20 protein-coding genes are annotated in these 25,063 nt (G+C 63.0%); 10 read left to right on the forward strand and 10 right to left on the reverse strand.

The window, feature by feature from the left end; translation table 11 throughout:
• The first annotated feature begins 299 nt into the window (after positions 1 to 299).
• A complete protein-coding gene (locus EYW45_RS05530) occupies positions 300 to 962 on the forward strand; it encodes a response regulator (RefSeq protein ID WP_161134346.1) in 663 nt (220 codons plus the stop codon).
• Between the two features lie 49 nt (positions 963 to 1,011).
• On the opposite strand, the gene EYW45_RS05535 is transcribed toward EYW45_RS05530, so the two are convergent.
• The 3 genes from EYW45_RS05535 to EYW45_RS05545 form a co-directional block, all read right to left on the reverse strand.
• Positions 1,012 to 2,634, reverse strand: a complete 1,623-nt coding sequence (locus tag EYW45_RS05535) for an ATP-binding response regulator (protein WP_161134347.1) — start codon at positions 2,632 to 2,634, stop codon at positions 1,012 to 1,014.
• Positions 2,631 to 4,280, reverse strand: coding sequence for an ATP-binding response regulator (locus EYW45_RS05540; RefSeq protein ID WP_161134348.1), 1,650 nt, complete (start codon positions 4,278 to 4,280; stop codon positions 2,631 to 2,633). The genes EYW45_RS05535 and EYW45_RS05540 overlap by 4 nt, the downstream gene beginning before the upstream one ends.
• 391 nt (positions 4,281 to 4,671) lie before the next feature.
• On the reverse strand, positions 4,672 to 4,953 hold the full coding sequence (locus tag EYW45_RS05545; protein WP_161134349.1) for a peptidylprolyl isomerase: 282 nt from the start codon (positions 4,951 to 4,953) through the stop codon (positions 4,672 to 4,674).
• A 368-nt stretch (positions 4,954 to 5,321) separates the two neighbouring features.
• Here EYW45_RS05545 and EYW45_RS05550 point away from each other — a divergent pair, with 368 nt between their 5' ends.
• Complete coding sequence (locus EYW45_RS05550) at positions 5,322 to 5,822, forward strand: TRAP transporter small permease (RefSeq protein WP_161134350.1); 501 nt, start codon at positions 5,322 to 5,324, stop codon at positions 5,820 to 5,822.
• Positions 5,815 to 7,110, forward strand: coding sequence for a TRAP transporter large permease (locus EYW45_RS05555; RefSeq protein WP_161134351.1), 1,296 nt, complete (start codon positions 5,815 to 5,817; stop codon positions 7,108 to 7,110). Before EYW45_RS05550 ends, EYW45_RS05555 begins: the two co-directional genes overlap by 8 nt.
• Before the next feature lie 104 nt (positions 7,111 to 7,214).
• On the opposite strand, the gene EYW45_RS05560 is transcribed toward EYW45_RS05555, so the two are convergent.
• The 7 genes from EYW45_RS05560 to EYW45_RS05590 form a co-directional block, all read right to left on the reverse strand.
• Positions 7,215 to 8,375, reverse strand: a complete 1,161-nt coding sequence (locus EYW45_RS05560; RefSeq protein ID WP_161134352.1) for a M20 aminoacylase family protein — start codon at positions 8,373 to 8,375, stop codon at positions 7,215 to 7,217.
• A 97-nt stretch (positions 8,376 to 8,472) separates the two neighbouring features.
• Positions 8,473 to 10,152 carry a PqiB family protein gene (locus EYW45_RS05565; RefSeq protein ID WP_161134353.1) on the reverse strand — a complete coding sequence of 560 codons (1,680 nt, stop codon included), beginning with the start codon at positions 10,150 to 10,152 and terminating at the stop codon, positions 8,473 to 8,475.
• A gap of 108 nt (positions 10,153 to 10,260) precedes the next feature.
• Complete coding sequence (locus tag EYW45_RS05570) at positions 10,261 to 11,769, reverse strand: M81 family metallopeptidase (RefSeq protein WP_161134354.1); 1,509 nt, start codon at positions 11,767 to 11,769, stop codon at positions 10,261 to 10,263.
• A gap of 1 nt (position 11,770) precedes the next feature.
• Complete coding sequence (locus tag EYW45_RS05575) at positions 11,771 to 13,420, reverse strand: ABC transporter ATP-binding protein (RefSeq protein ID WP_161134355.1); 1,650 nt, start codon at positions 13,418 to 13,420, stop codon at positions 11,771 to 11,773.
• Positions 13,420 to 14,391, reverse strand: coding sequence for an ABC transporter permease (locus tag EYW45_RS05580; RefSeq protein WP_202444587.1), 972 nt, complete (start codon positions 14,389 to 14,391; stop codon positions 13,420 to 13,422). Before EYW45_RS05580 ends, EYW45_RS05575 begins: the two co-directional genes overlap by 1 nt.
• A complete protein-coding gene (locus tag EYW45_RS05585; protein WP_161134356.1) occupies positions 14,391 to 15,332 on the reverse strand; it encodes an ABC transporter permease in 942 nt (313 codons plus the stop codon). Before EYW45_RS05585 ends, EYW45_RS05580 begins: the two co-directional genes overlap by 1 nt.
• A gap of 143 nt (positions 15,333 to 15,475) precedes the next feature.
• The gene (locus tag EYW45_RS05590; RefSeq protein WP_161134357.1) at positions 15,476 to 17,095 is read right to left on the reverse strand and encodes an ABC transporter substrate-binding protein; all 1,620 of its coding nucleotides are present in this window, start codon (positions 17,093 to 17,095) and stop codon (positions 15,476 to 15,478) included.
• 556 nt (positions 17,096 to 17,651) lie between these two features.
• On the opposite strand from EYW45_RS05590, the gene EYW45_RS05595 reads away from it, so the two are divergent.
• Genes EYW45_RS05595 through EYW45_RS05625 form a run of 7 tightly spaced genes read left to right on the forward strand, consistent with a single transcriptional unit; the run spans position 17,652 to position 24,926 of the window.
• Entirely contained in the window at positions 17,652 to 18,542 is an 891-nt protein-coding gene (locus EYW45_RS05595; RefSeq protein WP_235938860.1) for a nitrilase family protein, read from the forward strand.
• A 39-nt stretch (positions 18,543 to 18,581) separates the two neighbouring features.
• A complete protein-coding gene (locus EYW45_RS05600; protein WP_161134358.1) occupies positions 18,582 to 19,745 on the forward strand; it encodes a substrate-binding protein in 1,164 nt (387 codons plus the stop codon).
• Between the two features lie 26 nt (positions 19,746 to 19,771).
• Complete coding sequence (locus EYW45_RS05605; RefSeq protein ID WP_161134359.1) at positions 19,772 to 20,605, forward strand: branched-chain amino acid ABC transporter permease; 834 nt, start codon at positions 19,772 to 19,774, stop codon at positions 20,603 to 20,605.
• Positions 20,598 to 22,439 (forward strand): ABC transporter permease subunit, encoded by a 1,842-nt coding sequence (locus EYW45_RS05610; protein WP_161134360.1) that lies wholly within the window; start codon positions 20,598 to 20,600, stop codon positions 22,437 to 22,439. Before EYW45_RS05605 ends, EYW45_RS05610 begins: the two co-directional genes overlap by 8 nt.
• Entirely contained in the window at positions 22,436 to 23,137 is a 702-nt protein-coding gene (locus tag EYW45_RS05615; protein WP_161134361.1) for a branched-chain amino acid ABC transporter ATP-binding protein, read from the forward strand. Before EYW45_RS05610 ends, EYW45_RS05615 begins: the two co-directional genes overlap by 4 nt.
• 29 nt (positions 23,138 to 23,166) lie before the next feature.
• Complete coding sequence (locus tag EYW45_RS05620; RefSeq protein WP_161134362.1) at positions 23,167 to 24,309, forward strand: transporter substrate-binding domain-containing protein; 1,143 nt, start codon at positions 23,167 to 23,169, stop codon at positions 24,307 to 24,309.
• 2 nt (positions 24,310 to 24,311) lie between these two features.
• Positions 24,312 to 24,926, forward strand: coding sequence for an ANTAR domain-containing response regulator (locus EYW45_RS05625; protein ID WP_161134363.1), 615 nt, complete (start codon positions 24,312 to 24,314; stop codon positions 24,924 to 24,926).
• Positions 24,927 to 25,063: the final 137 nt, after the last annotated feature.

Genomic DNA, 25,063 nt, shown 5'->3' on the forward strand with positions numbered 1-25,063 from the left:
GATGGCATTAGTACAGATGTGCTATCGGCGCTTCGGGCGTTCTCGAGAATCAACGCTGGCGCGGCTCTCCCGTACATTCAGACAAGAAATAATGTCGTTGCACTAGTACGCTTGCAGTAAACTCCCGGCTGTTTCATTTGGCTTGTAGTTGGGCGGGTTGGCCCATCACCCAGCGGTTCCTTCGGTCTTGTCATTGACGAAGAAAACACCGGCGCCGGAAAATAATGTGGCGCGCGGCAGACGCGATGTCGGTACCACCACAATCGCTCGCAGGGTCGTCAGGCCGGAGATAACGGGACATGAATGAGTTGGCAGTAGAAAACCGTGAGCCGGAGCGCATCATCGTGGCTGACGATCATCCGGTATTTCGTGAAGGGATGCGGCGCATCGTTGAGCGATGCGTGCCCCAGGCGGTGGTTGAAGAGGCGGAAAGCCTCGAACACGTGTTGCGCCTCGCGCGCACCGGCCGCGCCCCGGAGGTGCTGATACTGGATCTGTTGTTTCCGGGATTTCAGCCGTCGACCTCGATCAGCGCGTTGCGTCAGGAGTTCAATCGGAGCTCGATCATCATCGTCTCGATGGTGGATGACGAGCGCCAGATCAACGAGGTGATGGCTGCAGGGGCCGATGGCTTCATCGGCAAAGCCGTACCGCCGGACGAGATCGCCCAGGCCTTGCTGGCCATCCGCAATGGCGAGTTCGTCGTCAAATACAGTCGTTCGGGTTTGCATGTGCAAGCCGAAGCCGAACGCATCCTGGCGCAGCTCACGCCCCGGCAGCACGATGTGCTGCGCCTGATCGTGGAAGGTCAGTCGAACAAGGGCATTGCGCGTGAACTCGACATCTCGCCCTTCACGGTGCGCATTCACGTATCGGCATTGTTGCGGGCGTTGAACGTCAGCACGCGTGCGGGCGCAGCGGCCTTCGGCGTGGGTGCCGGGGTCAATCGCAACGTCAGGTAGCGCGCCTCCCGCGCCTCATCATCGGGGCGCGCATATGCTGAGTCGCCTGTCATGCAGGAAGGACCAGCTGGGCGCGCAACGCCGCCAGCACTGCGCGCAGCTCGGCAGGGCGTACCGGTTTGGACAGCACGGGAATGCCGGCGTCGTCCAGGGCTGCTTCCACCTGTTTGACGTTGTGCCCGGTCATCAATAGCGCAGGCACTTTGCGGCCGCTCAGTTGCCGCATGTAGGCAATGCAGTCGGCGCCCGAATGGTCGGTGTTCAAATCGTAGTCGCTGATCACCAGGTCGTAATCGACGTCCGCCGTGGGGATCGTGGTGGCTGTGTCGACGCGGCAGCCCCATTTGCGCAAGAGCGTTGCCGTGGCTTGCAGCACATTGTGGTCGTCCTCGATCAGCAGGATGCGCAGGCCCGTGAGCGGCGCCGTGGGTGGGGCCGTCGCCAGCGCAGGGGTGTGCACGGGGCCGCGATCCACGGGCAGCCCGTCGATCGTGACCACGGTGCCGCGCCCGGGCCGCGATCGGATCGACACCGAAACGCCCATGAGCGCGCCGATCCGCCGCACGATCGAGAGCCCCAGGCCCACGCCTTCGATGTCCTTGTCGCGGACCTGGCGCACGCGATAGAACTCTTCGAACACATGCGGCAGGTGCGTGGCGGAGATGCCGCGGCCCTGATCGTGCACCTCGACCGATAGCAGGCCGCGACGCATTCGGGTGCCGATCAGCACCGGCCGATCGGGCCCGTATTTGATCGCGTTCGACACGAGGTTCTGCACCATGGTCGTGAGCAACGCGGGATCCGCATGCACGCGTTGCCTGCCCGCGCGCACCCGCAGCGTCACGCCGGCCCATCGGGCCACTTCGGCGTTTTGCGCCGCCACGGCCTCGAGCAACGTCCTGATGGGCGTGGAGGCCGCGCGGGCTTCGACCTGCCCGTTGTCCAGCGTGTAGCTGTCGAGAATGGAGCGGAACAGCTGCGAGACGCTGTGCAAGGATTTATCGATGTTGTCGACCATGCGGCGCGCTTCGCTGCCCAGGCGGGCATCGCGCAAGCAGGCGGTAAACAGGCTGATCGCATGGATGGGCTGACGCAGGTCGTGACTGGCCTGCGCCAGAAATCGCGAGCGCGCGAAGTTGGCTTCGTCCACTTTCTCGTAGGCGCCACGCGTTTGCCGCAGCAACATGTGTGCATAGGCGGGCACCACCATCGTGGTGATCAGCAAGGTGGCCACCACCTGCGGCTGCTCGCGCCAGTAGGGCGTCAGATACGCGATCGTGCACAGCGCCGTGATGGCGAACGTGGTCGCAATGGCCAGATAGCGCGTGCCGAAGCGCATGCCGTTGCCCACCGTGACCCAGAGCAACGTGCCGAACACAGGCAGCATCGCCTCACCACCCAGAATCATCGTCATCGAGATGCCGGCGTAGTCGTGCACCATTCCGAATATCCGGCGGGCAGGGTAGTGGCCCGGCCATTTGACGATACTGGCGTAAAGCGCCACGGCCACCAGCATGAACCCGCCGATCAAAATGGCAAAGGATTCACCTTCGGAAGGCACCGGGCTGAGCGCCGCCGTGGCGAGCACATAGATGGCCGCCACACCGCCCAGCGTAAGGCGCACGATCGCCTGCGAGCGCTCGGCGTCCTTGCGGTTTGGGAGGGTATTCACACCGGCCGCGCGGCGCCCGCCGGCATCGCATCCAGCGGGAGTCCCGCCTTCAGCGCGGTCAGCATCGAGCGCAACTCGGCGGGCCGCACCGGCTTGGATAGCACGGGTATGGTGGGATCGCCCACGGCATCTTCGACGCGTTGGGTATCGTGCCCCGTGATGAGCATCGCCGGGATGTTGCTGCCGCTCAACTGCCGCATGTAGGCAATGCAATCCGCGCCCGACGCTTCGGTATTCAGATCGAAGTCGCTGATCACCAGGTCGCATTGCACGTCGTCCGAGGGAATCGTGGTGGCCGTTTGCACCTGGCAGCCCCACTTCTCCAGCAATGTGGCCGTGGCCAGCAGCACGTTCTGGTCATCCTCGATCAGCAGCACGCGCAGGCCGGCCAGCAGGCGCGTCGAGGCGACGGGCGCGACGGTCGGCGTCAGGGGCGGACCGGCTTCGATGGGGATGCCGTCGATGCTGGCAACGGTGCCTACGCCAGCGCGTGAAGCGATGCGCACCGACAGGCCCATCAGGGTGCCGATGCGTTGCACGATCGACAGCCCCAGGCCCACGCCCTCGATATCCTTGTCACGCACCTGCCGCACCCGATAGAACTCGTCGAACACATGCGGCAGATGCTGATCCGAAATCCCGCGGCCCTGGTCGTGTACTTCGATCGAGAGCGTGCCGTTGCGCTGGCGGCAGCCGATCAGCACCGAGCCGCCCGGACCGTACTTGATCGCGTTGGATACGAGGTTCTGGACCATCGTGCTGAGCAGATTGGGGTCGACGCGCACGCGATGCCGGCTCGCGCGCACTTTGAGCGTCACACCCGCCCAGCGCGCCACTTCGGAATTCTGCAACGCGACGGCATCGATCAGGCTCTTCACCGGGATCACGTCGGTGCGCGCCGCCACGCGGCCGTTGTCCAGCGTATAGCTGTCCAGAATCGAGCGAAAGAGTTGCGAGACGCTGTGCAGCGATTTGTCGATGTTGTCGACCATGCGCCGTTCCTCAGGCCCCAGATCGGCATCCCGCAGGCAGGCGGTAAACAGGCTGATCGAATGAATGGGCTGACGCAGATCGTGACTGGCCTGCGCCAGAAAACGCGAGCGGGCGAAATTGGCGGCATCGGCCTTTTCGTAGGCCTCGCGGGTTTGGCTGAGCAGCACCTGCGCGTAGGCCGGCACGATCACGGTGGTGAGCACCACGGTCGCGATCACATACGGGTGGGCGTGCCAGTACGGCGTGTTGTAGAAGATCGTGGCCAATGCGATCAATCCCAGCGTGGTCGATACCGCCAGGTATTGCGAGCCATAGCGCATGCCATTGCCCACGGTGACCCACAGCAGCACCACATAGATGGGCAGCAGGTATTCGCCGCCCATGATCATCGTGAAACTGATGCCGGTGTAGTCGAAGGCCATGCCCAGCACGCGCCGCCAGGGATAAACGCCGGGCCGGCGTACCACGTGCAGCAGCAACCCGGCGGAGACCACCATGAAGAGGGCGATGAAGATCAGCACGGCCAGCGAATCGGCAAGCGGAATGCTGCTGAACGCCGCCGTGACCAGCGTGTAGACCTCGGCGATTCCGGCCACGATCAGGCGCAGCAGCGCCTGGTTGCGTTCGGCGTTCTTTAGTTTGGTAAGGGGCATCGCATAACGATCCGACGGGCGAAGTAAGGCACAGGCCTATATCGTTAACGGTCGGTCCCCGCCGGAATCAAGGCCGACCTGAAGATTTAGGCGGCGCGAGCGTAGCACCAGGGGTGTGCCGAGTGCGGAAAGTGAACATTTGCTAGCGCACTGTATCGAATTGCGCATTGTGGATACGCGGGCCGAACGAATCCGGCTGCGCCATTCATACGCCGGGAGCCCTGCCTTGCCGAACATCACCAGGCATCAAGATGCAAAAAGCGAGCGTCGAAACGCTCGCTTTTTGAGTTCGCCTGCCGCGCGGGCTTCGCTGATCGGCGATCACCGAAGACGCCGCACGCGGTGCGGCGCGAGGCGAGGGGTGATGAACCCCGCGCCTGGCTGGCCGCGATCAGTCCTGGCGGCTCGTGACTTCCAGCAGGTGGTAACCGAACTGGGTCTTCACGGGGCCTTGCACCACATTGATCGGGGCGCTGAACACCACGGTGTCGAATTCTTTGACCATCTGGCCGGGGCCGAAGGAACCCAGGTTGCCGCCGTCGCGGCTGGAGGGGCACGACGAATTGTCTTTGGCGACTTGAGCGAAGTCGGCGCCGCCTTCAATCGCGGCCTTCAGTTCATTGCATTTGGCTTCACTGGAAACCAGGATATGACGAGCAGTGGCTTGGGCCATGAGTATTACTCCTTCTAAATAGACGAAAGAGAGTAACGCAAACGGCCCGATTACCCAATTCAGTGGGCAAGCCGCCAGGCAGCGCAGGAGGCTGTTCGGCGTGAGCTGCTGAGCCTGAACAATGGCCGCGATGTGCGCCACTTACTCAGGACTTACCCGTAAATGAGGCCACTTATACGCTCAAGTGCGGTCCGCTTCGATAGAATTTGCCGTCGTTCGGTTCATGCCGCGGTGCAGCATCGACCGAACGGCCAATCTGGTCATCGCCGATCATCGTACCGGTGTGCGATATCTTCCCAACTGCCTTCGCGCAGTTCAACGTAAGTGCCAGCCTCCAGGGCGCTTGAACCTTGAACATAGAGTTGGACATGCGTCGCTTTCTAGACTCGCTTTACAGTGTTACGGCCTACCTTGCCGCGTTGTGCATGATCGGTGTCCTGCTCATGGTGGTGTCCGGCGTGGTCACCCGCCAGATCGGGGTGCATATTCCCGGCACCGATGCGTACGCGGGCTATCTGATGGCGGCGGCAGGGTTCTTTGCCTTGGCCAGCACCTTCAAGCACGGCGAGCACATTCGCGTCACGTTGATCTTGAATTCGCTCAAGCCTGCGGGCCATCGCCGCCTGGATCTGTTCGCCCTTGTCGTGGGGATATTGCTCGCCCTGTCGCTGGCGTATTTCAGTTGCAAGCTGGTCATGGACTCATTGACCTACAACGACATCTCCACCGGCAACGACGCCACGCCGCTGTGGATTCCGCAGTTGTCGATGGCCGTGGGCGCCGTCATCTTCCTCATCGCCATCGTCGACGAGTTCGTTCGCCGTCTCATGGGTCACGCCGCACCGGTATCGAGTCAACAACATGAATGATTTCTATATCGTTACCCTGCTTGTCGTATCGATTTTCCTGCTCTTGGGTTCTGGCGTTTGGGTCGGCTTGACGTTGGCTGGCGCCGCATGGATCGGCATGGAAGTGTTTTCCAACCGACCGGCTGGCGACGCCATGGCCGTCACCATCTGGGGCGCGGCGTCGAGCTGGACCCTGACCGCGTTGCCGCTGTTTCTGTGGATGGGCGAGATTCTGTTTCGCACGCGACTTTCGCAGGATTTGTTCAAGGGCTTGGCACCGTGGTTAAACCGTATTCCCGGACGTTTGCTGCATACCAACGTGATCGGTTGTGCGATCTTCGCGGCGGTGTCGGGTTCGTCCGCCGCCACGGTGGCCACAGTAGGCAAGATGACGATTCCCGAACTGCGCCGTCGGGGCTATCCTGACGATCAGATCCTCGGCACGCTGTCGGGCGCAGGCACCTTGGGATTGCTGATTCCACCGTCGATCATCATGATCGTCTACGGGGTGGCGGCTGATGTATCGATTGCGCGTCTGTTCGTCGCGGGCATTCTGCCGGGCATCATGCTGGCCCTCTTGTTCATGGGCTACATCGTCTTCTGGGCGGTCCGCAATCCGAGCAAGGTACCCGTTGCCGACGAGAACTTCTCGTTCAAGCAAAAGCTCTATCAGTCGCGTCACTTGATTCCCGTCGTGCTGTTGATCGCTGCGGTGTTGGGGTCGATCTACACCGGCTACGCGACGGCAACGGAAGCCGCTGCCGTCGGCGTGGTGGGATCGCTGGTGCTGTCGGCCGCGCAGCGCTCGCTGACGCGGCGCGCGTTCATCGACTCCCTGCTCGGCGCCACGCGTCTGTTCTGCATGATTGCCTTGATCTTGTCGGGTGCGCAGTTCCTGACACTTGCCATGGGCTATATCGGACTGCCGCGCGCGCTGGCCGAATGGATCGGCACGTTGGGCCTGTCTCAGTTCGGATTGGTGATGGCGTTGATGGTGTTCTTCATCATCCTCGGCTGCTTTCTCGACGGCATCTCGATCGTGGTGCTTACCATGGGCGTGCTGCTGCCCGCAGTGCAGGCGGCCGGCATCGACCTGATCTGGTTTGGCATCTTCATCGTGCTCGTGGTCGAGATGGCGCAGATCACGCCGCCTGTGGGGTTCAATCTGTTCGTGCTTTCAGGTATGACGGGCAGGGAGCTGCCTTATATCGCGAAGGTATCGCTGCCGATGTTCTTCCTGATGCTTGCCGCGATTTTCATCATCTACTTTGTGCCGGGTATCGCCACCTGGTTGCCGGGCAAGATGTAGTTGCTGGCGGCGTCAACGGTAGACGCAAAAACGGCGCCTCGATCGAGGCGCCGTTTCAGCTTGTGCCTTTCGGCCTTTCGGCCTTTTGCACAAGGGCGTGGGAATCAGGCCGCCAGCTGGCGTTCGACCACCCGGGCCAGCAAGCTGGCGCCCACGGGCAGGATATCGTCGCCCAGAATGAAGCCCGGATTGTGCAGCGGCATGTTGCCCGAGTGCCCGATCCAGCAGTACGAGCCCGGCACCACGCGCAGCATGTCGGCAAAATCTTCGCTGCCCATCACCGGGTTCTTCATGGTCGACACGTTGTCTTCACCCACGATATCGAACGCGGCCTGCTTGAGCGCCTCGGTCTGGCTTTCGTGATTGACCAGCACGTCGAAGATGTTGCGGATGTCGACCTCGATCTCCACATCGAAGCTGGCCGCCAGGCCGGCTGCGATGGTGCGCATGCGATGGCGCACCATGTCGCCCACTTCGGCCGAGAATGTGCGGATCGTGCCGGCCAGTGTGGCTTCCTGCGGAATCACGTTATAGGCCGATCCCGAATGAAATTGGGTGACCGACACCACGGCCGACTCGAGCGGGCTGGTATTGCGGCTCACGATGGTCTGCAGCGCCTGCACCAAGGCGTTGGCGACGATGATGGGGTCTTTCGAGGCCTGCGGGTTGGCGCCGTGGCTGCCATGGCCCTTGACCTTGATATCGAAGAAATCGGCGCCCGCCATCGAGGGGCCGGTGCGAATCGAGATCTTGCCGGCATCCAGATACGGCGAATTGTGCAGACCGTAGATTTCGTCGCACGGAAACTGCTCGAACAATTTTTCCGCGAGCATCGCGCGCGCACCGCCCAGGCCTTCTTCGGCCGGCTGAAAAATGAAAACGACGCGACCGGCGAAGTCGCGCGTTTCCGCGAGGTAGCGGGCGGCGCCCAACAGCATCGTCGTATGGCCATCGTGGCCACAGCCGTGAAACTTGCCGTCGATGGTCGACTTGTACGGTACGTCTGCCGTTTCCTGCATCGGCAGGGCATCCATGTCGGCGCGAAGGCCAATGCTGCGGCCCGCGCCCAGCTTGCCTTCCAGCACACCCACCACGCCGGTCTTGCCGATCCCGCGATGCACCGCGATGCCCCAGGACGTCAGCAAGGTGGCGACCACCTCCGAAGTGCGTTCTTCTTCGAAGCCGATTTCAGGGTGGGCATGGATATCCCAGCGGATGGATTTCAGTTCGTCGGCGTAGCTTTCGATGCGGGTAAGCGTGGGCATTGAGGTTCCGGGTGACGGTTGAACGTAATCCGTAAGCGTACGCCGATGGCCGCGCTTTGGCGATCCGGGATAACGATGGCTGGCACCGTGCGCAGGATCAATTGCGCACGTCGACGTTCGGCGCGTCGTTGGGACCGCGGCCGCGTATCAGTGCCGCGGGGTTGCCCTTGAAGTAGTTGGCCAACGCCTGCAGCGATGTCACCGCACGTTCGATCTCGGCATTGGCGCGTTTGATCGTGGCGGGCCGGCCATCGTTTTGCGTTTGCAAGCGCTGCAAGGTGGCAATGGCCGCTTCGGCCTCTTGCTTCAGTTTCGCGAGATTGGTGCCGATGGGCGCTTCGATCGTCTTGATGACGCGGCCGGTCTGCGCCAGCAATTGACCCACGCCCTCGCCGATCTCGGCGATCGGCACCTTGCGGATGCGCGCGGTTATCGAATCGATGTGCTGTTGCAGGCGTTCGGTATCGCTGCCGATCGTCGGAAGGATCGTCACCTCGGCAAGCGTCACGTCGGTCGCCGGCGCGTCCGCAAACACATCCAGCGCAATGTACTGCTGGCCGGACCATGCGTTCTCCTGTCGCAGCTGCGCGCGCATGCCGCTGGCCACGAGCGCTTTGATGAGCAGGCCTTCCGGCACCGGCTTGCCCGTCGCCGATTCGCTGTCGACCAGACGCTGCGCGCTTTCGAACACATTGCCCAGCCGCTCGGGGTAGATGCGCGCGTCGATCCAGGCCACCGGCTTCTCCGTCTTCGCATCCAGATCGACCTCCACGTGATCGACCCGTCCCAATACGACACCGTTGAAGTCGATGACCGCGCCTGGATTCAACCCGCGGATCGACTGCTCGAATCGCATCCGAATCCGATAGGCGCGACGATCCGGCGCGGTGCGGGCGATCTGTTCGCTGGCATACAGCCGCCGCGCACGTTCGCCGAGTTCGTCCTCTGTTGCAGCCTGCTCGACTTCGTCGAATGCCACGCCGCCCTGGGCGATCGTCAATGCCGAGGGCGTGCGCAAGCGAACGCCCGACGCGTTGATCTGGAGATCGGCAAACCCCACGCGCCAGAAGCGGGTGTCGGGTTTGATGTGCGCATCGTGGGGCGCATCCACAAAGAGGGCGACGCCCAGGCCGCGGCCGTCGTCATTGAGCTGATAGTCGAGGACGTCGCCCACCTTGACGCCGCGAAAGTACACCGGTGCGCCGGGATATAGCGTGCCGATGTCACGGGTGCGCAGATCGATGCGCGTGCCTGAGCGGCCCTGGGCGATCAGGGGCGGCGTCTCCATACCGACGAATTCGGTTTGCGCCACGCGCGGCGCGCCGTCGCGGCGGGCCGGATCGGGCACTTCCAGGGTGATGAACGCGCCTGAAAGCAGGGTGGAAAGCCCCGAGACGCTGCTGCCGGTCCAGTGCGGGCGCACGATCCAGAAGCGGCTGCCTTCCTGGGCCGCGTGCGCGGTTGCGCCGGTAAGCTGAACCGTCACGATGGCCGAACGGCGGTCATCGCTCAAGCGCACGGCTTTCACCACGCCCGCATCGAGATGCTTGTATTGCACGCGCGTGCGGTCGGCCGCCACGCCTTCGACGTCCTGAAAACGGATGGTGATCGTGGGGCCTCGCGCACTCACCTCAAACATCAGCAACCCGACGCCGGCGATCGCGGCGGCCAGCGGCAGCAGCCATACCCACCACAGCCTGGGAAGCCGGCCCCGGGGCGGCTTGGAGGAGAGTGAGCCAGACGCCGAAGGCGTATCCGACGATGAAGACTGACGCAAGGCACATCCTCGAGCGAAGCAGCTCGGCCGGCCGGGATGGCCATGCCTCATTGCGCCGCGCGACCGGGCGGGGCCCGTCGGGCGAAACGCAGAGCGTCGTGTGCGACGTTACTTCACGCGGTGGCCGGGCGCAATGCTGGGTGACAGGCGTATCCCGGGCAATAGCTTCGTAAACGGCAAGACGGCGGGATCGACCGGCATCGGGCCGGGCGACGCACACACCAGAATCGTCTCTGCGATGGGGGCAAAGTCGGCGCGAAAGTGCACCGAGCTTTTGTTGACCAGGATGGCCTGATCGCGCGGCTCGATGCCCACCTGGCGGAACATCTGCTGGTCGGCCATCTGAGCCTTGCGCGAGGTCACGACGATTCGCACGCCGCCGATGCGCAGGCAGGCCGACAAGCCCAGATCAAGCTTCGCGCCGCCGTAGAACGGGCCGGTGGCGGTAAAGCGTCCGTCAGTCAGCGTCTCGACCACGAACGCCTCGTCCAACGGCATATCGCCCGGCACGCCGGATTTGCCGCCCAGTGCCAGGCGTACTGTTGCGCCAACGCCTGCTTCGTGTGCCGCAGCGGCGGCGCCCGGGTCGACGATATTGCCGATCGCCGCGCGTTGCGCATCTTGCGCGATCAGTGCGCGCAGCATCCCTGTGGTATCGGAATCGCCGCCGGCGCCGGGGTTGTCCTGGGTATCGGCGATCACCACGGGCTTGGTCGCCGTCTGCGCAATGCGCATGGCTTCTTTCACCCCGTCGTCCGGCGTCCACACCTGGCCTGCAAATGCCGACTCGGCGTCGTTCACCAATCCCGCCATCTCATCTGCCGCCCGCTCGGCCGTGGCGGCGTCCGCCGCGTAGGCCACCACCGTGGGCGCACAGCCGGGGATGTCTGCGGCCGGGAAGCCGGTCGAAAACGAGATCGTGGGCAAGCCGGCGGCTTCCATCGTCACGTGGTGGGAATAGAGGCTCTTGCACGGCTCGATATACGTGCACTGCCATACGATCGGGATCAGGAACTCGATGCGCCGAAAGGCCTTGGCGTCGCGCTGCGTGGTGCCCACGATGCGCGCCATATAGGTGGCGCACCGTGCCCCGGTGTCGGCCATGTCCACATGCGGATAGGTGCGATAGCCGATCAACGCATCCGAATAGGCCACCATCTCTTCCGTCACGTTGGCGTGCAGGTCCAGACTCACCACGATCGGAATGGCGTCGCCCATCGCGGCGCGCACGCGGCGCAGCAGTTCGCCTTCGCCATCGTCGGCATGCTCGGCCACCATCGCGCCGTGCAGGTTGAGGTAAATGCCATCCAGCGGTCCGGCATCCTCGATCGCCTGCACGAGCTCGCCGGCAATGCGATCGAAGGCATCCTGCGTCACATGCGCCGAGGGGCTGGCGTGGGCCCACAATGTGGGCACGATCTCCCAGGCCTGCGCTTCGGGCGATTCCACAAACCCTGCAATCCCGTTATTGGTGCCGCGCGTGAGGGTGATCACCTCATCGCCGCGCATGATGGGCCGGCCCCCGCCGCCGTCGAACGCCGCAAAATCCGCGCGGGTGGGCGCAAACGTATTGGTTTCGTGCATGAAGCCGCCTACGGCGATACGGGGGCGAGACATATCAAAGTCCTGTTGGTTGTTGAGGAAGGGGGCGGAAGTTCGCGAAGTCCCAGTGTCGCCCGGGGGCGGCATCGATCAACGCGCGGGTATACGTCATCTGCGGCGACATCAACACCTCCTGCGCCGTACCGGCCTCTACGATACGCCCATGCTGCATCACCGCCACATCGTCACAGATCTGCGCGGCCACGCGCAAATCATGCGTGATGAACAGAATGGCCACGCCCAGCCGCTCCTGCAATTCGCTCAGCAGATCGAGCACCTGCGCCTGCACCGACACATCCAGTGCAGAGACGGCCTCGTCGGCAACCAGCACATCGGGTTCCATTGCCAACGCGCGCGCGATCGCGATGCGCTGCCGCTGGCCGCCCGAAAACTGGTGCGGATAGCGGTCGATGGCGTCCTTTGGCAGGCCCACCACCTCGAGCAGCTCGGCGGCGCGGGCCATGGCTTGCGCCAACGGCATGCCGTAATTGGTGGGGCCTTCGGTGATGCTTTCGCCCACGGTCACGCGCGGGTTGAGCGACCGATAGGGATCCTGAAACACGATCTGGATGCGCTTGCGATGCGGCTGCAGCGCGGGACGCTGCAGGTCTGAGATATCCGCGCCCTTGAGGCGGATGCTGCCGGACGTGGGATCGATCAGCCGCATGATGCAACGCGCGACCGTCGACTTGCCCGAGCCGCTCTCACCCACGATACCCAGCGTGCGGCCGTGGCGCAGCGTGAAGTTCACATCGGCCGCGGCGTGGGTCTCGCGCGCGCGGCGCAGCCAGCTTTTGGTGCTGTAGGTCTTGTTGAGCTCGATCGCTTCGAGCACGATCTCCTGACTCTTCATCGGACGCGGCGGCCGCGCGGTCAGGCTCGGCACGGACGAGAGCAGTTTGCGCGTGTAGGCCGTGGTGGGACGTTCCAGCAGATCGGCGATGGCGGCCGTCTCGACGATATCGCCGTGGTGCATCACGCACACCCGATCGGCGATATCGGCCACCACACCCATATCGTGCGTGATGAACAGTACCGAGGTGCCGTGTCTGGTCTGCAGTTCCTTGATGAGCCGCAGGATTTCCTTCTGCGTGGTCACGTCCAGTGCGGTGGTGGGCTCATCCGCGATCAACAGTTTCGGCTCGAGCACGAGCGCCATGGCGATCATGATGCGCTGGCGCTGCCCGCCCGAAAGCTGGTGCGGATACGACGCGTATACCCGCTCGATATCGGGCAGGTGAACCTGATCCAGCATCTGCAGCACATGCTTCTTGCGATCGCGCCCGCCCATCGGCGTATGGGCCTGCAGCACCTCTTCGATCTGCCGGCCCACCGGCATCACCGGATTCAGCGCCGTCATCGGCTCCTGGAAGATCATTGCCATGCGGCTGGCGCGCAAGGCCTTGAGCTGGGCCTCCGAAGCCTTCAGCAGATCCTGGCCTTCGAGCATGATGCTGCCCGAGCGCGCCATCAAAATGCCTTTCGGCAACAGCCCCATCGTGGCCAGCGACGTCACCGATTTACCCGAGCCGCTTTCGCCCACCAGGCACAGCGTTTCGCCGGCGGCAATATCCAGCGAGATGCCGTTCAGGATCGGCGGCGCCCCCGCCATGGTGCCGGCGGTCACGACCAGGTCGCGCACACTCAAAATCGCATCGTTGCTCATCAGTGGCCACCCCGCTGCTTCATTTTGGGATCGAGCATGTCGCGCGCGGTGTCGCCCAGCAAATTCACGGCGAGCACGCAGGCCGACAGCACCAGGCCGGGCCAGTAGATCAACGAAGGCTTGAGCTGGAAGTACATGCGGCCCTCGGAAATGATGTTGCCCCACGAAGGGATTTCGGTGCCGATGCCGGCACCCAGAAACGACAGGATCGCTTCGGTGAGAATGGCGGACGCGCAGATGTAGGTGCCTTGCACGATGAGCGGCGCGATCGTATTGGGCACCAGATGGCGGCGCAGGATGCGCGGCAGGCTGCTGCCCAGCGAGATGGCCGCTTCGACGTAAAGCTCTTCGCGGGCCGACAGCACTACCGAGCGCACCAGGCGCACCACGCGCGGGATCTCGGGAATGGTGATCGCGATGATCAGGCTCCACATGCTCGCGCCCGACACCGCCACGACCGCAATGGCCAGCAGCACGCTGGGGATGGCCATCAAGCCATCCATCACGCGCATCAGAATGGCGTCGAGCGTTTTGAAGAAGCCCGACAACAACCCCAGCGGCAAGCCGATCAGGATGCTGACGATCGCCACGCCCAGCCCGATGGTGAGCGACACGCGCGCGCCGTAGATGATGCGCGAAAGGATGTCGCGCCCAAAGGCGTCGGTACCCAGCAAATACATGTCGCTGGAAGGCTTCAACCGCATTGCAGGCGTCATCGCGAGGGGATCGTGCGGCGCCAGCAATGGTGCGAAGATCGCCATCAGGATCAAGGCGATCACGACGAATGCCGATATCGCGGGCGCAGCCTTCATGCGCCGCAAGCCGCCCAGGCTGTTGTGCAGCGAGAGCCGCGCCGCGGGGGTGACGGGGCGGGCAGGTGTGGATGCCGTGGCGGCCGCTGCGGCATCGAGGCCGGGCGCCGAGCCGGATTTGCCTGCAGTAGGCGGGAGGTTTTTCGTGGTGGCTGTCATCAGTAGCGAATCCTCGGATCGAGCGCACTGTAGGAAAGGTCGATCACCAGATTGATCAGCACGTACACGCCGCTGGTGGTGAGGATCAACCCTTGGATCACGGGATAGTCGCGCGCCAGAATGGCGTCCACCGTGAGGCGTCCCAGGCCGGGGATGTTGAACACGCTTTCAGTCACCACCACGCCCGAGATCAACAGCGCGAAGCCGGTGCCGATCACGGTGAGGATGGGTACGGCCGCATTGCGCAGCGCGTGACGAAACAGCACGATGATCTCGCCCAGACCCTTGGCGCGTGCGGTGCGGATGTAGTCTTCGCCCAATACCGTGAGCAGGCTGGCGCGCGTCATGCGTGCGATCAGCGCCACGTAGATCGAGGCCAGGGTGAACGCCGGCAGGATGGCGCGTTGCAGAAACGGCCAGAAGCCTTGCGTCCAGCTGCGATAGCCTTGCACTGGCAGCCAACGCAATTCAAGCGCGAAGATCTGCACCAGCACGTAGCCGATCACGAAGACGGGCACCGAGAAGCCCAGTACCGACATCGACATCACGAGGTTGTCGACCCAGCTTTGATGTTTCCAGGCGGCCAGCACGCCCAGCGGCACGGCGATGACGACGGCCAGGATGGCGGTCATGATGGCCAGGCTCAGCGTAGGTTCCAGGCGTTGGCCGATCAACGTGGTCACAGGCGTGCCCGAGATGAGCGAGGTGCCCAGGTCGCCTTTCAGCACGGTGCCGATCCAGCTGAAGAATTGGGTGAGCAGCGGCTCGTTCAAGCCGAGCGCGGCGCGGATCTTGGCCAGTTGCTCAGGCGTCGCCATATCGCCGGCGATGATCGCGGCGGGATCGCCGGGGGTCAATCGAAGCAGTAGAAAGACGAATACCGCGACCACACCCATTACGGGGATGACCGCCAATATCCGCTTCAGGAAATAAGCAGGCATGGTGATTCTCGCTCAAACGGCGCGCGGAAGCGTGAAGTGGGCCTGCGTGGCCCCCGTTGCTCCCATGGGCGCGCGGTGGACCGGTTAAAGCATCTCGCCCGCGCCACGCACGGCGTGCATGAGGCGGGCGGGGTGAAGAAGCCTTAATCGGCTTTGGACATGTTCCAGAACAACGGCACCGGTGCCTTGACCAGACCCGTCAATTTCTTGCTCATGGCCGCGGGCGCTTTGTAGGAGCCGAGCGGAATGTAGATGACCTGCTCCATCGCCTGTTGATGCACGGCCGCCGCAGCCGCCTTGCGATCTTCAGGCGTTTTGGCGGTCGTGAAGGCCGTGCGCAGTTCTTCCAGCTTCGGATCCGTCGGCCAGCCAAACCAGCCTTCCTTGCCACGCCCGTTCACCATCGGATTGACCATCGGCGTCCACACCTCCGGAATCACCCAGTTGGTGAAGAACATATTCCAGCCGCCGTTCGCCGGTGCGTTGGTACTCGCACGTCGGCTGACGAGCGTTTGCCAGTCCATGGGCTGCAGATCGACCGTGAACCCCGCCTTGCGCAACAGCTGCGCTGCAATCACCGGCTGGGAGCTCACCGTGCTCACGTCCGTAGGATGCATGATCACGATGGGCTTGCCGTCGTAGCCAGCTTCTTTCAGCAACGCACGCGCCTTCTCCGGCTCTGCGCCCTTGGTGAGCGATGGGGGCGCACCGGCTGCGGTTTCAAAAGGCACACCGCACCCATACATCGAGGCGCAAGGCGTGTAGTAATCCTTGTTGCCGATGTAGGCTTGCAGGATGCTTTCCTGGTCGAGCGCCAGCAGGGCGGCCTGACGAATCTTCAGATTGTCGAACGGGGGGTACAGAAAGTTCATGCGCCCCATCGTCTGGCTGCCGAGCTCGTTGAACACCGTGATTTGCAAGTCGTCATTGTTTTGCAGAATCGGCAGCAGATCGAGCGGGGGCGATTCGATATAGTCGATTTCGTTCGAGTTCAGCGCGCTCACGGCGGTTTGCGCATCGGGCATCGTCACCCATTCCACGCGATCCACCTTGACGACCTTGCCGCCTGCCAGGAAATCTGCGGGTTCCTTGCGCGGCACGTAATCGGTGAACTTTTCATACACCGTCTTCACGCCCGGCACGTATTCCTTCTGCACGAATTTGAACGGGCCCGAGCCGATGTTTTCCTTGATCGCTTCCGACGACGACGTGGCGGCCACGCGCGCCGGCATCATGAACGCCGGCACGGCCGACGGCTTGGCGATCATGTCCAACGTATCGGAGAACGGCGCCTTCAGCTTCAACTCGAATGTGCGCGCGTCGACCGCCGTCAGGCTTGCGGTGCGGTCCATCAGCATCTGGCCGCCCGCATCGCGCGAACCCCAACGCTTGAGCGACGCGATGCAATCCTCGGACGTCACGGCGGCGCCGTCATGCCACTTCAGGCCGTCGCGCAGCGTGAACGTGTAGGTGAGGCCGTCATCCGAGATCTTGTACTCGGCCATCTGCGGCGTGGGCTGGTACTTCGAATCCATCGACAGCAGCGTGTCGTAAATCATGTACCCATGATTACGCACGATGTGCGCGGTGGTGATGATGGGATCGAGGATGCGGATGGGCGAGTGCATCACCGCCGTAATCGTCTTGGCTTGTGCATCGGCCACGGGGAGCGCCGAAAAGGCGGCGGCAGCGGAGGCCAGAAGGGCGAGCGACAGGGCGCTGCGCACGAAGCGGTGCAGGCGTAGGGGAGAGCGTGTGTGCATGCGCTGGGATCCTCTTGATGCGATGGTGGGTTTGACGACTGGTGGTGTCGAATTGCGTGTGAAAAATCGAAGCTGTCGATCAGCCTGAAGTCATTGAGAAGAGGCCGATTCTGCTTGGCGAAATTTGGCGGCGCAAGACCTTTCTGGATTGATTTCGACGCGTGCACGGAAGCGTGCAACACGCCGTAGGGACGCGGTTTTTTGAACCAATTGAGTGCGTGAAAAATCACCGATGCGGTGCATGATCGCGAACCATAAATTCGGTTCTGAGTGGCATGCCCCTCATTGCGTTTGCATGGCCTTCGCCCTGCAATGCGTTGTGCGTCGATATGTAATTTCAAGTTGATGTGCAAGCCAGATGTATGTTGCATGCGGGTATGTCCCTAGCACGCATCGATTGACACGTGATCGGCGCAGTTCCGATAATCGAGTCTCGGTGTGCGGACAACAGCGTCCCCGCCACGCAGCAACATTGCTGCGCCACCTATCCGGCTATATGAGCCCTCGAAACGTGCCTAGTGCGCGCTCGAGGGCTTTTTGTTTTCTTGGAGCATTCATGTCTTCACCAACGCCCGCAGCGGAAGATTTTCCTGACGTCATCGTGGCGGCGATCCAGATGGATTGCCGCGTGGGCCACAAAGCCGATAACGTGGCGCGCTCCATTGCGCACATCGAAACCGCCGCCGCGCAGGGCGCGCGCATCGTTGTACTGCCTGAACTGGCCAATACGGGTTATGTGTTCGCCAGCCGCGCTGAGGCGTTCAGCCTCGCCGAGCCCGTGCCGGCCGGTCCCACCAGCCAGGCCTGGATCGCCGCAGCCGCACGGCTGGGCATCTACATCGTGGCCGGGATCACCGAGCAGGATGGCCAACGCCTCTACAACGCTGCGGTGGTCATCGGGCCGCAAGGGTATCTGGGCACGTTCCGCAAGCTGCATCTCTGGGGCGACGAGCATCTGTTCTTCGAGGCGGGCGATCGCGGCCTGCCGGTGTTCGATACCGAATACGGCAAGCTCGGCGTCATCATCTGCTACGACGGCTGGTTTCCCGAGGTATATCGCCTCATGGCCATGCAGGGGGTAGACATCGTGTGCATGCCCACCAACTGGGTGCCCATGCCCGCGCAGGATGCCCGTCATCCCACGATGGCCAATACGCTGGCGATGGCGAGCGCCCACAGCAATGGGCTGAACATCGTGTGCGCCGATCGCGTGGGTGTGGAGCGCGGCCAGCCGTTTCTCGGCCAGAGCCTGATCGTCAGCTCGCAAGGCTGGCCGCTCGCGGGCCCCGCCAGCGACGACACCGAGGAGATTCTCTATGCCCCCATCAACCTCAAACACTCCCGCAGTGCGCGGCATCTCAATGCCTTCAACGTCGTCATGCGCGACCGCCGCGACGATGTCTACGACCCCATGCTCGGCACCGGCTGGCCGTTGCCCCGCAACTGAGCGATCACGCTCGAGCTCAACTCCCTCACAGGAAGCATCATGAACCCTCTCTTTTCTTCGTTTCGTTTGAGTGCGTTGGCTGCCGCCAGTCTGTTGGCGGTGTCTGTACAGGCGGCAGAGCCGATCAAGATCGGCGTGCCCGTCGGGCTGTCGGGTGCCAATAGCGTGGTGGCGCCCGCCGTGGTGCAGTCTTCGCAACTGGCTGTGGACGAGATCAATGCCGCAGGCGGCATCCTGGGCCGCCAGGTGCAACTGGAAATCGCCGACGATGGCTCGGGCGCTGTGGGTGCACAGAAGGCCTTCGACACACTGGTCTTTCAGAAGAAAGTGGATGCCGTCATCGGCATGGAAACGAGCGCGGCCCGCAGTGCGGCCCTGCCCATCGTGGCGCGCGGCAAGACGCCGTATATCTACACGTCGTTTTACGAAGGCCGCTCGTGCAGCAAGTGGATGTATGTGAACGGCTGGGTGCCGGAGCAGCAGGTGGCGCCTGTCGTGGACTACTTCACCAAAGAGAAGAAGGCCAAGACGTTCTTCCTGATCGGCAGCGATTATTCGTTTGGCCGCGGCATGCTGTCGTTTACCAAGAAGTACATCGAGCAGACCGGCGGCAAGGTGGTGGGCGAGGAGTATTTGCCCATGGACGGCAGCGACTGGACGGCGATCGTCTCGAAGATTCGGTCGGCCAATCCCGATGCGCTCATCAGTTCCACGGCGGGCGGTGCGCCCAACGTCTCGCTGGCCAAGCAACTGCAAGGCGCAGGGTTGAAGCAACCCTACGGCAACCTGGCGATCGACGAAGGCACGGCGAAGACCATGGGCGTGGTGGCCACCGGCATGTATCTGTCGGCGTCGTATCTGACGAGTATCGACACGCCTGAAAACAAGCGCTTCATCGAAGCGATGACCAAGAAATTCGGCAACGACTTGAAGACGCCGAATGAGTTGTCGGAACCGCAGTACGAGGCGTTCTTCCTGTACAAGGCGGCGGTCGAGAAGGCCGGCACCACGGAGAGCGAGAAGGTCATTGCCGCGTTGGCGGAAGTGTCGTTCAAGGGCCCGCGCGGTGTGGTGCAGATGAACAAGAGCCGGCATGCGGCGCTGGCCATGCAGCTGGGTGAAGTGCAGGCCGACGGCTCGATCAAGATCCTGCAAACGTTCCCGAGCGTGGATCCGGGCCCCCAGTGCCCGAACATTAAGTAAGCGCTGCGGGCGATTGGAGAACGACTATGGCTTTACTACTGGATGTGCTCACCACCGCGGCGATGTTGTTCATCGTCACGGCCGGGTTGATGATGATCTTCGGCGTGATGAAGATCGTCAACTTCGCCCACGGTGCGCTGCTCACGATGGGCGGCTACGTGAGCTACGTGGTCACGCATCTCAAGCTCGATCCCTGGCTGAGCTGGCCGCTCGCTTTCGTGTGCGGCATGGTGGCGGGGCTCATCATCGAGTATCTGGTAGTGAGGCCGTTGTACAAGCGGCCGCTGGACGCGATCCTGGCCACCTGGGGCCTGGGCATCATCATCGGGCAACTGATCGTGATCGCGTTCGGCCGTGAAGTGCAGTTCACCGATACGCCGCTGGACGGCATGTGGACCCTCGCCGGCACCGGCTATTCGGCGTATCGGCTGCTGCTGATCCCGGTGGCCGTGGTGTTGTGCGGGGTGCTGACCGCGTTGCTCAACGGCACGCGGTTCGGCGTCAACACCCGCGCCGTCATCATGAACGAAACGCTGGCGAGCGGGCTCGGCATCAATGCCGGGCGCATTCGCTTCATCACCTTCAGCCTGGGCGCGGGCCTGGGTACGTTGGCCGGCACCTTGGTGTCGCCGCTGTCCAGCGTGGACCCCAACATGGGCGTGGGCTGGCTCGTCAGCGCGTTCATGCTTGTGATGGTGTCGGGGCATTCCATGGTCAGTTTGATGGCGACCTGCCTGGTGTTCGGCGCCGCGCAGGTACTGGTCAGCATCTACTTCAGCCCCGTGCTGGGCGGACTGACCATCGCGGTGCTGGCCGCGCTCACCCTTCGCATTCGTCCCAAAGGATTTGCGCATGACTGACGCTACCGTTGCCACGCGTGCAGCACCTCGTAAACCCGTCTCGGTTGCCGGCCTGGCCGCCCTGGGCGGGCTGGGGGTTGCGCTGGTCGTCGTGGGCCCGTACGTGTTCGACACTTACCTGTTGAACATTCTCATCAAGGCCTTCTTTTTTGCCATCGCCGCCATCACGGTAGACGTGCTGTGGGGCTATACCGGCTACCTTACGTTCGGCCAGTCGGCCTTCTTCGGCGTGGGCGCGTACGCGGCCGGGCTGATCTTTACGCATTACGGATTTTCGCCTGCCACGGTGGCCGCAGCCGTTGGCGCGGCGATCGCGTGCACCGGTCTGCTGGCCGCACTCGTGGGCTGGCTCTCGTTCTACCGCGGGGCATCGCCGTTCTTCGCCACCGTGATCTCGCTGGTGGTGCCCATCGTTCTTTCGCAATTACTGCTGTCGGGTGGCGAGTGGACGGGCTCGAGCTCCGGACTCACCGGCTATGAAACTTTCGACTGGTCGCTCGAGGCCTGGTTCTGGGTGTCGGGCAGCGCGTTGCTCGCCGTAGGCACCCTCGCCTGGCTGGCCATGCGCAGCGACGGCGGTCGCGTGTTGACCGCCATCCGCGATAACGAGTCGCGCTGCGAGTACCTTGGTATCCGCGTGTCGCGCGTCAAGATCATGCTATTGATCGCCATGGGCATCGTCGCCGGTCTGGCAGGCTTTGGCTACGGCGCCTTCAGCGGCGTGGTCGCGCCCGAGCTCTCCGGCTTCGTGCTCGGTACCGAACTCATCATCTGGGTTGCCCTGGGCGGTCGTGGCACCCTGTGGGGGCCATTGATCGGCGCGGTGCTCATCAACGTGGCCAGCGCTTACTTGAGCGGCAGCATGCCGTTTGCCTGGCAACTCATTTTGGGCAGCGCTTTCGTCGCGGTGATCGTGTTGTTGCCGCAGGGGCTGATACCGTTGCTGCTGCGCCCCTTCGGGTTCGGCAGGCGAACCGCCACCGCGCCGGCGCTGACCGAGCGGGCATTGCCCCCAGTCGATACGGCCAACACGTCGCCCGCCTTGGTGATGCAGGACGTCACCCGCCGCTTCGGATCGCTGCATGTGCTGCAGGGCATCTCGTTCTCGGCACGTGCCGGTGAGCTGGTCGGCCTGATCGGGCCCAACGGCGCGGGCAAGACCACACTGATGCGCTGCATGAGCGATGGCGCCGACCGCACCAGCGGCACGGTGGCCCTGTGCGGCAACGACATCGGCCGCCTGTCGCCGCAGGCGTGCGTACGCTTCGGACTGGGCCGCAAGTTCCAGAATGCCAATGTGTTCGAAAGCCTCACGGTGGGCGAGAGCTTGCGTATCGCTGGCACGTTGCTTGAGCGGCCATCGCTTTGGCGCCGCTCGCAGGTATTGGCGTTGCCCGCTTACGCCCTCGACGTGGTGCGCACCACGGGACTTGACCACAAGCTCGATGCCGTGGCGCGCGATCTTTCGCATGGCGAGCAGCAAGCGCTTGAACTGGCCATGGTGCTCGCGCTGGCGCCCCGCATCGTGCTTCTGGACGAGCCGACTGCAGGCTTGAGCAAACATGAACGCACGCAAATCGGCGAGATTTTGAGCGCCCTGGCGCATCGCTACGGCCTGTGCTGCCTGCTGGTGGAACACGATCTCGACTTCGTCGAACAGATCGCCACCCGCATTGTGGTGCTGCATCAAGGCAAACTGGTGATGGAAGGCAGCTTCCAGGACGTGGTCAATTCGGAGCTCGTGCGCAACATCTATGCGGGCACGGCGCAGCCGGTGCCGGAAGCGCCAAAAGAAGATCCACCTCGGTCCACTATCTCGAAGGAGCCGACATGAGCAGCTTGCAACTCCAGGGTGTGAGCAGCGGCTATAAAGCCTCGGTGGTGCTGCGCGATCTGTCGCTCGATATCGCTGCGGGCGAAGCCGTGGCGCTGCTGGGCAAGAATGGCATGGGCAAGAGCACGTTGCTCAAAACCATCATGGGCTACCTGCCCAAGCAAAGCGGGCAGGTGCGGCTCGACGGCACAGACATCACCCGTACCGCGCCGCACCGCGTGGCACGCATGGGCGTGGCCTATGCCGCGCAAGAGCAGGCCATCTTCGCCGACCTCAGCATTCGCGACAACCTGCGCATCGGGCTTGCGCGCGAAAGTGATTTCGCGACTCGGTTCGACGCCATCGAGCCGATTTTTCCGGTGTTCAAGACGCGGCTCAAGCAATACGCTGGCACGCTCTCGGGCGGCGAGCAGAAAATGTTGCTGGTGGCGCGGGCGCTGATGATGCGGCCATCCGTTATTCTCTTGGACGAAATCACCGAAGGTCTGCAGCCCTCGGTCATTGACCGGTTGGCGCAGGCGCTGCTGTGGGAGCGTAAAACCCACGGCACCACCATGCTGGTGATCGAGCAGAACGTGGCGTTTGCCCTGCAGGTGGCCGATCGGTTCATGGTGCTCAAGCAGGGCGAGATCGTCGAGCAGGGCAATGCACGCGACACAACCGCCGCTGAAACCGTCTTCGCGTATCTACGCGTGTAGCGGCCTTTGCGGCAAAAAAAGGTAAACACATGGCGGTTATGAAGCCCGCATCGTCGGATTGGCCCATTGGGATTCTGTTCTCTCGCACCGGGGTGACGGGTGTGACGGGGAACGAGCATTTCCTGGGCACCGCCCTGGCCATCGAGGAAATCAACGCCCAGGGCGGCGTGCTCGATCGGCTGTTAGCGCCGGTGGTGTACGACCCTAAAAGCGATCCGGAGGAATACCGCCGGCTCGCCACGCGCCTCATGACCGAAGACGATGTGAACGTGATCTTCGGCTGCAGTACCTCCTCCAGCCGCAAAGCGGTTTTGCCGGTGATCGAGCGCAACAACGGCCTGCTCTGGTACTGCTCGTTTTACGAAGGCTTCGAGTATTCGCCCAACGTGATCTACACCGGCGCCGTACTCAATCAGAACAGCATGCAGCTGGCGGCGTATCTGCTGCAAAACAAAGGCTCGCGTTTCTTCTTGGTGGGATCGGACTACATCTACCCGCGCGAATCCAATCGCGTGATGCGCGACATGGTCGAGCAACATGGCGGCGAGATTCTGGACGAGGTGTACTTGCCGCTCTCGGCCGGACCCGATGAGGTGGCTGAGGTGATTCGCGACATCCAGGCCGCGCAGCCCGAAGTCGTGTTCTCCACCGTGGTGGGTGACTCGGCGCGCACGCTTTACACCCAGTACGCCGAAAGTGGCATGGACCCCAAGCGCGTCCCCATCGCCAGCCTGTCGATGGCCGAAGAAGAGATACGCCTGATCGGGCCGGAATTGTGCGTAGGCCACATCACTGCCGCTACCTATTTCAACTCGCTCGACAACGACAGCAACCGCCGCTTCACTGCGCTCTGGCATAGCCGCTATGGCGATCGGCCCACCAGCACGTGGTCGGAAACGGCGTACAACCAGGTGCACCTCTTCGCCCGCGCGCTCGAGCGCACCGGCAGCCTGGATACCGCCAAACTCGTGCGAACTGCGCACGCCGTGCGGTACGACTCACCCGAGGGCCAACTCGAGATCGACGCGGAAAACAATCACTGCCTGCTCACCCCCCGCATCGGCATGTGCAACGCGGCCGGCCAATTCGACGTGATCTGGCAAGGCTCCGCACCCGTCAAGCCCGATCCTTACCTAAGCAGCTTCGGCCTTGCCGAATTCTGGCTCGCATAGCGATGAGCAGCATCCGCCGACTCTACGAAGACCTGCGCAGCATCTGCGTGGCCGTCGTGCATCCCCCAGGCGAAGATCGCGATCTGCTGATCGAGCAGCTCAAGCGCATTGGCTGCCGACTGCAGATCGTGTGGCCGTTTCCGCTTGAGATACCCCCAGGCGCAGACGTGATCTTCTTCCATGTGTCGCAAGACCTGCCGGGCGGCGGCATCTGGTGTGCCAGCTCGTGCGACGCGACCTTGATCGCGCTATCCGATTACGAAAGCCCAACCACCTTAAAGCTGTTGCTTGACACCAGCGCGCATGGCGTGCTCACCAAGCCATTTCGGTCATCCGGCGTGTTGAGCACCCTGGTGCTGGCCCGCTCCGCACAAGGCTTTCAGCAGCGGCAGCAAGCCAAGATCAGGAAGCTTGAGGAAACGATCAAGTCGCGTCGCATGATTGAGAAGGCCATCAAAGTGCTGGTGGACAACCAAGGCATGAACGACGTGCAGGCCTACGAGCACATGCGTGCACGGGCGACAAGCCTGCGCATCACCGTGGCCGAAGTGGCAGCCATGGCGATCGACGCGCAGGAAGCGATGGAGAAGTTGGGATTGGGGAAGGCGGGGCGATGACGCGGTGGCGCGGGGGGGGCGGTGACGGAGGTAAGTGCGCATCACGAGGCGCCGACGTTACGCATACCTGATGGATCGCAGTCGACGCATCGTTATGCCCTCCAAAGAATATTCTTCGCCGAGTGCCACGCTGATTA

Source organism: Schauerella aestuarii, from assembly GCF_009866805.1.
Taxonomy (GTDB): domain Bacteria; phylum Pseudomonadota; class Gammaproteobacteria; order Burkholderiales; family Burkholderiaceae_B; genus Schauerella; species Schauerella aestuarii.

What these genes read in the sequence shown, in the direction of transcription:
- EYW45_RS05530 (WP_161134346.1), top strand. Translation starts at nt 300, where the DNA reads ATGAATGAGTTGGCAGTAGAAAACCGTGAGCCGGAGCGCATCATCGTG.
- EYW45_RS05560 (WP_161134352.1), bottom strand. Translation starts at nt 8,375, where the DNA reads ATGCCCACGCTTACCCGCATCGAAAGCTACGCCGACGAACTGAAATCC.
- EYW45_RS05540 (WP_161134348.1), bottom strand. Translation starts at nt 4,280, where the DNA reads ATGCCCCTTACCAAACTAAAGAACGCCGAACGCAACCAGGCGCTGCTG.
- EYW45_RS05590 (WP_161134357.1), bottom strand. Translation starts at nt 17,095, where the DNA reads ATGCACACACGCTCTCCCCTACGCCTGCACCGCTTCGTGCGCAGCGCC.
- EYW45_RS05605 (WP_161134359.1), top strand. Translation starts at nt 19,772, where the DNA reads ATGGCTTTACTACTGGATGTGCTCACCACCGCGGCGATGTTGTTCATC.
- EYW45_RS05585 (WP_161134356.1), bottom strand. Translation starts at nt 15,332, where the DNA reads ATGCCTGCTTATTTCCTGAAGCGGATATTGGCGGTCATCCCCGTAATG.
- EYW45_RS05595 (WP_235938860.1), top strand. Translation starts at nt 17,652, where the DNA reads ATGTCTTCACCAACGCCCGCAGCGGAAGATTTTCCTGACGTCATCGTG.
- EYW45_RS05620 (WP_161134362.1), top strand. Translation starts at nt 23,167, where the DNA reads ATGGCGGTTATGAAGCCCGCATCGTCGGATTGGCCCATTGGGATTCTG.
- EYW45_RS05625 (WP_161134363.1), top strand. Translation starts at nt 24,312, where the DNA reads ATGAGCAGCATCCGCCGACTCTACGAAGACCTGCGCAGCATCTGCGTG.
- EYW45_RS05580 (WP_202444587.1), bottom strand. Translation starts at nt 14,391, where the DNA reads ATGACAGCCACCACGAAAAACCTCCCGCCTACTGCAGGCAAATCCGGC.
- EYW45_RS05600 (WP_161134358.1), top strand. Translation starts at nt 18,582, where the DNA reads ATGAACCCTCTCTTTTCTTCGTTTCGTTTGAGTGCGTTGGCTGCCGCC.
- EYW45_RS05610 (WP_161134360.1), top strand. Translation starts at nt 20,598, where the DNA reads ATGACTGACGCTACCGTTGCCACGCGTGCAGCACCTCGTAAACCCGTC.
- EYW45_RS05555 (WP_161134351.1), top strand. Translation starts at nt 5,815, where the DNA reads ATGAATGATTTCTATATCGTTACCCTGCTTGTCGTATCGATTTTCCTG.
- EYW45_RS05545 (WP_161134349.1), bottom strand. Translation starts at nt 4,953, where the DNA reads ATGGCCCAAGCCACTGCTCGTCATATCCTGGTTTCCAGTGAAGCCAAA.
- EYW45_RS05575 (WP_161134355.1), bottom strand. Translation starts at nt 13,420, where the DNA reads ATGAGCAACGATGCGATTTTGAGTGTGCGCGACCTGGTCGTGACCGCC.
- EYW45_RS05615 (WP_161134361.1), top strand. Translation starts at nt 22,436, where the DNA reads ATGAGCAGCTTGCAACTCCAGGGTGTGAGCAGCGGCTATAAAGCCTCG.
- EYW45_RS05550 (WP_161134350.1), top strand. Translation starts at nt 5,322, where the DNA reads ATGCGTCGCTTTCTAGACTCGCTTTACAGTGTTACGGCCTACCTTGCC.
- EYW45_RS05570 (WP_161134354.1), bottom strand. Translation starts at nt 11,769, where the DNA reads ATGTCTCGCCCCCGTATCGCCGTAGGCGGCTTCATGCACGAAACCAAT.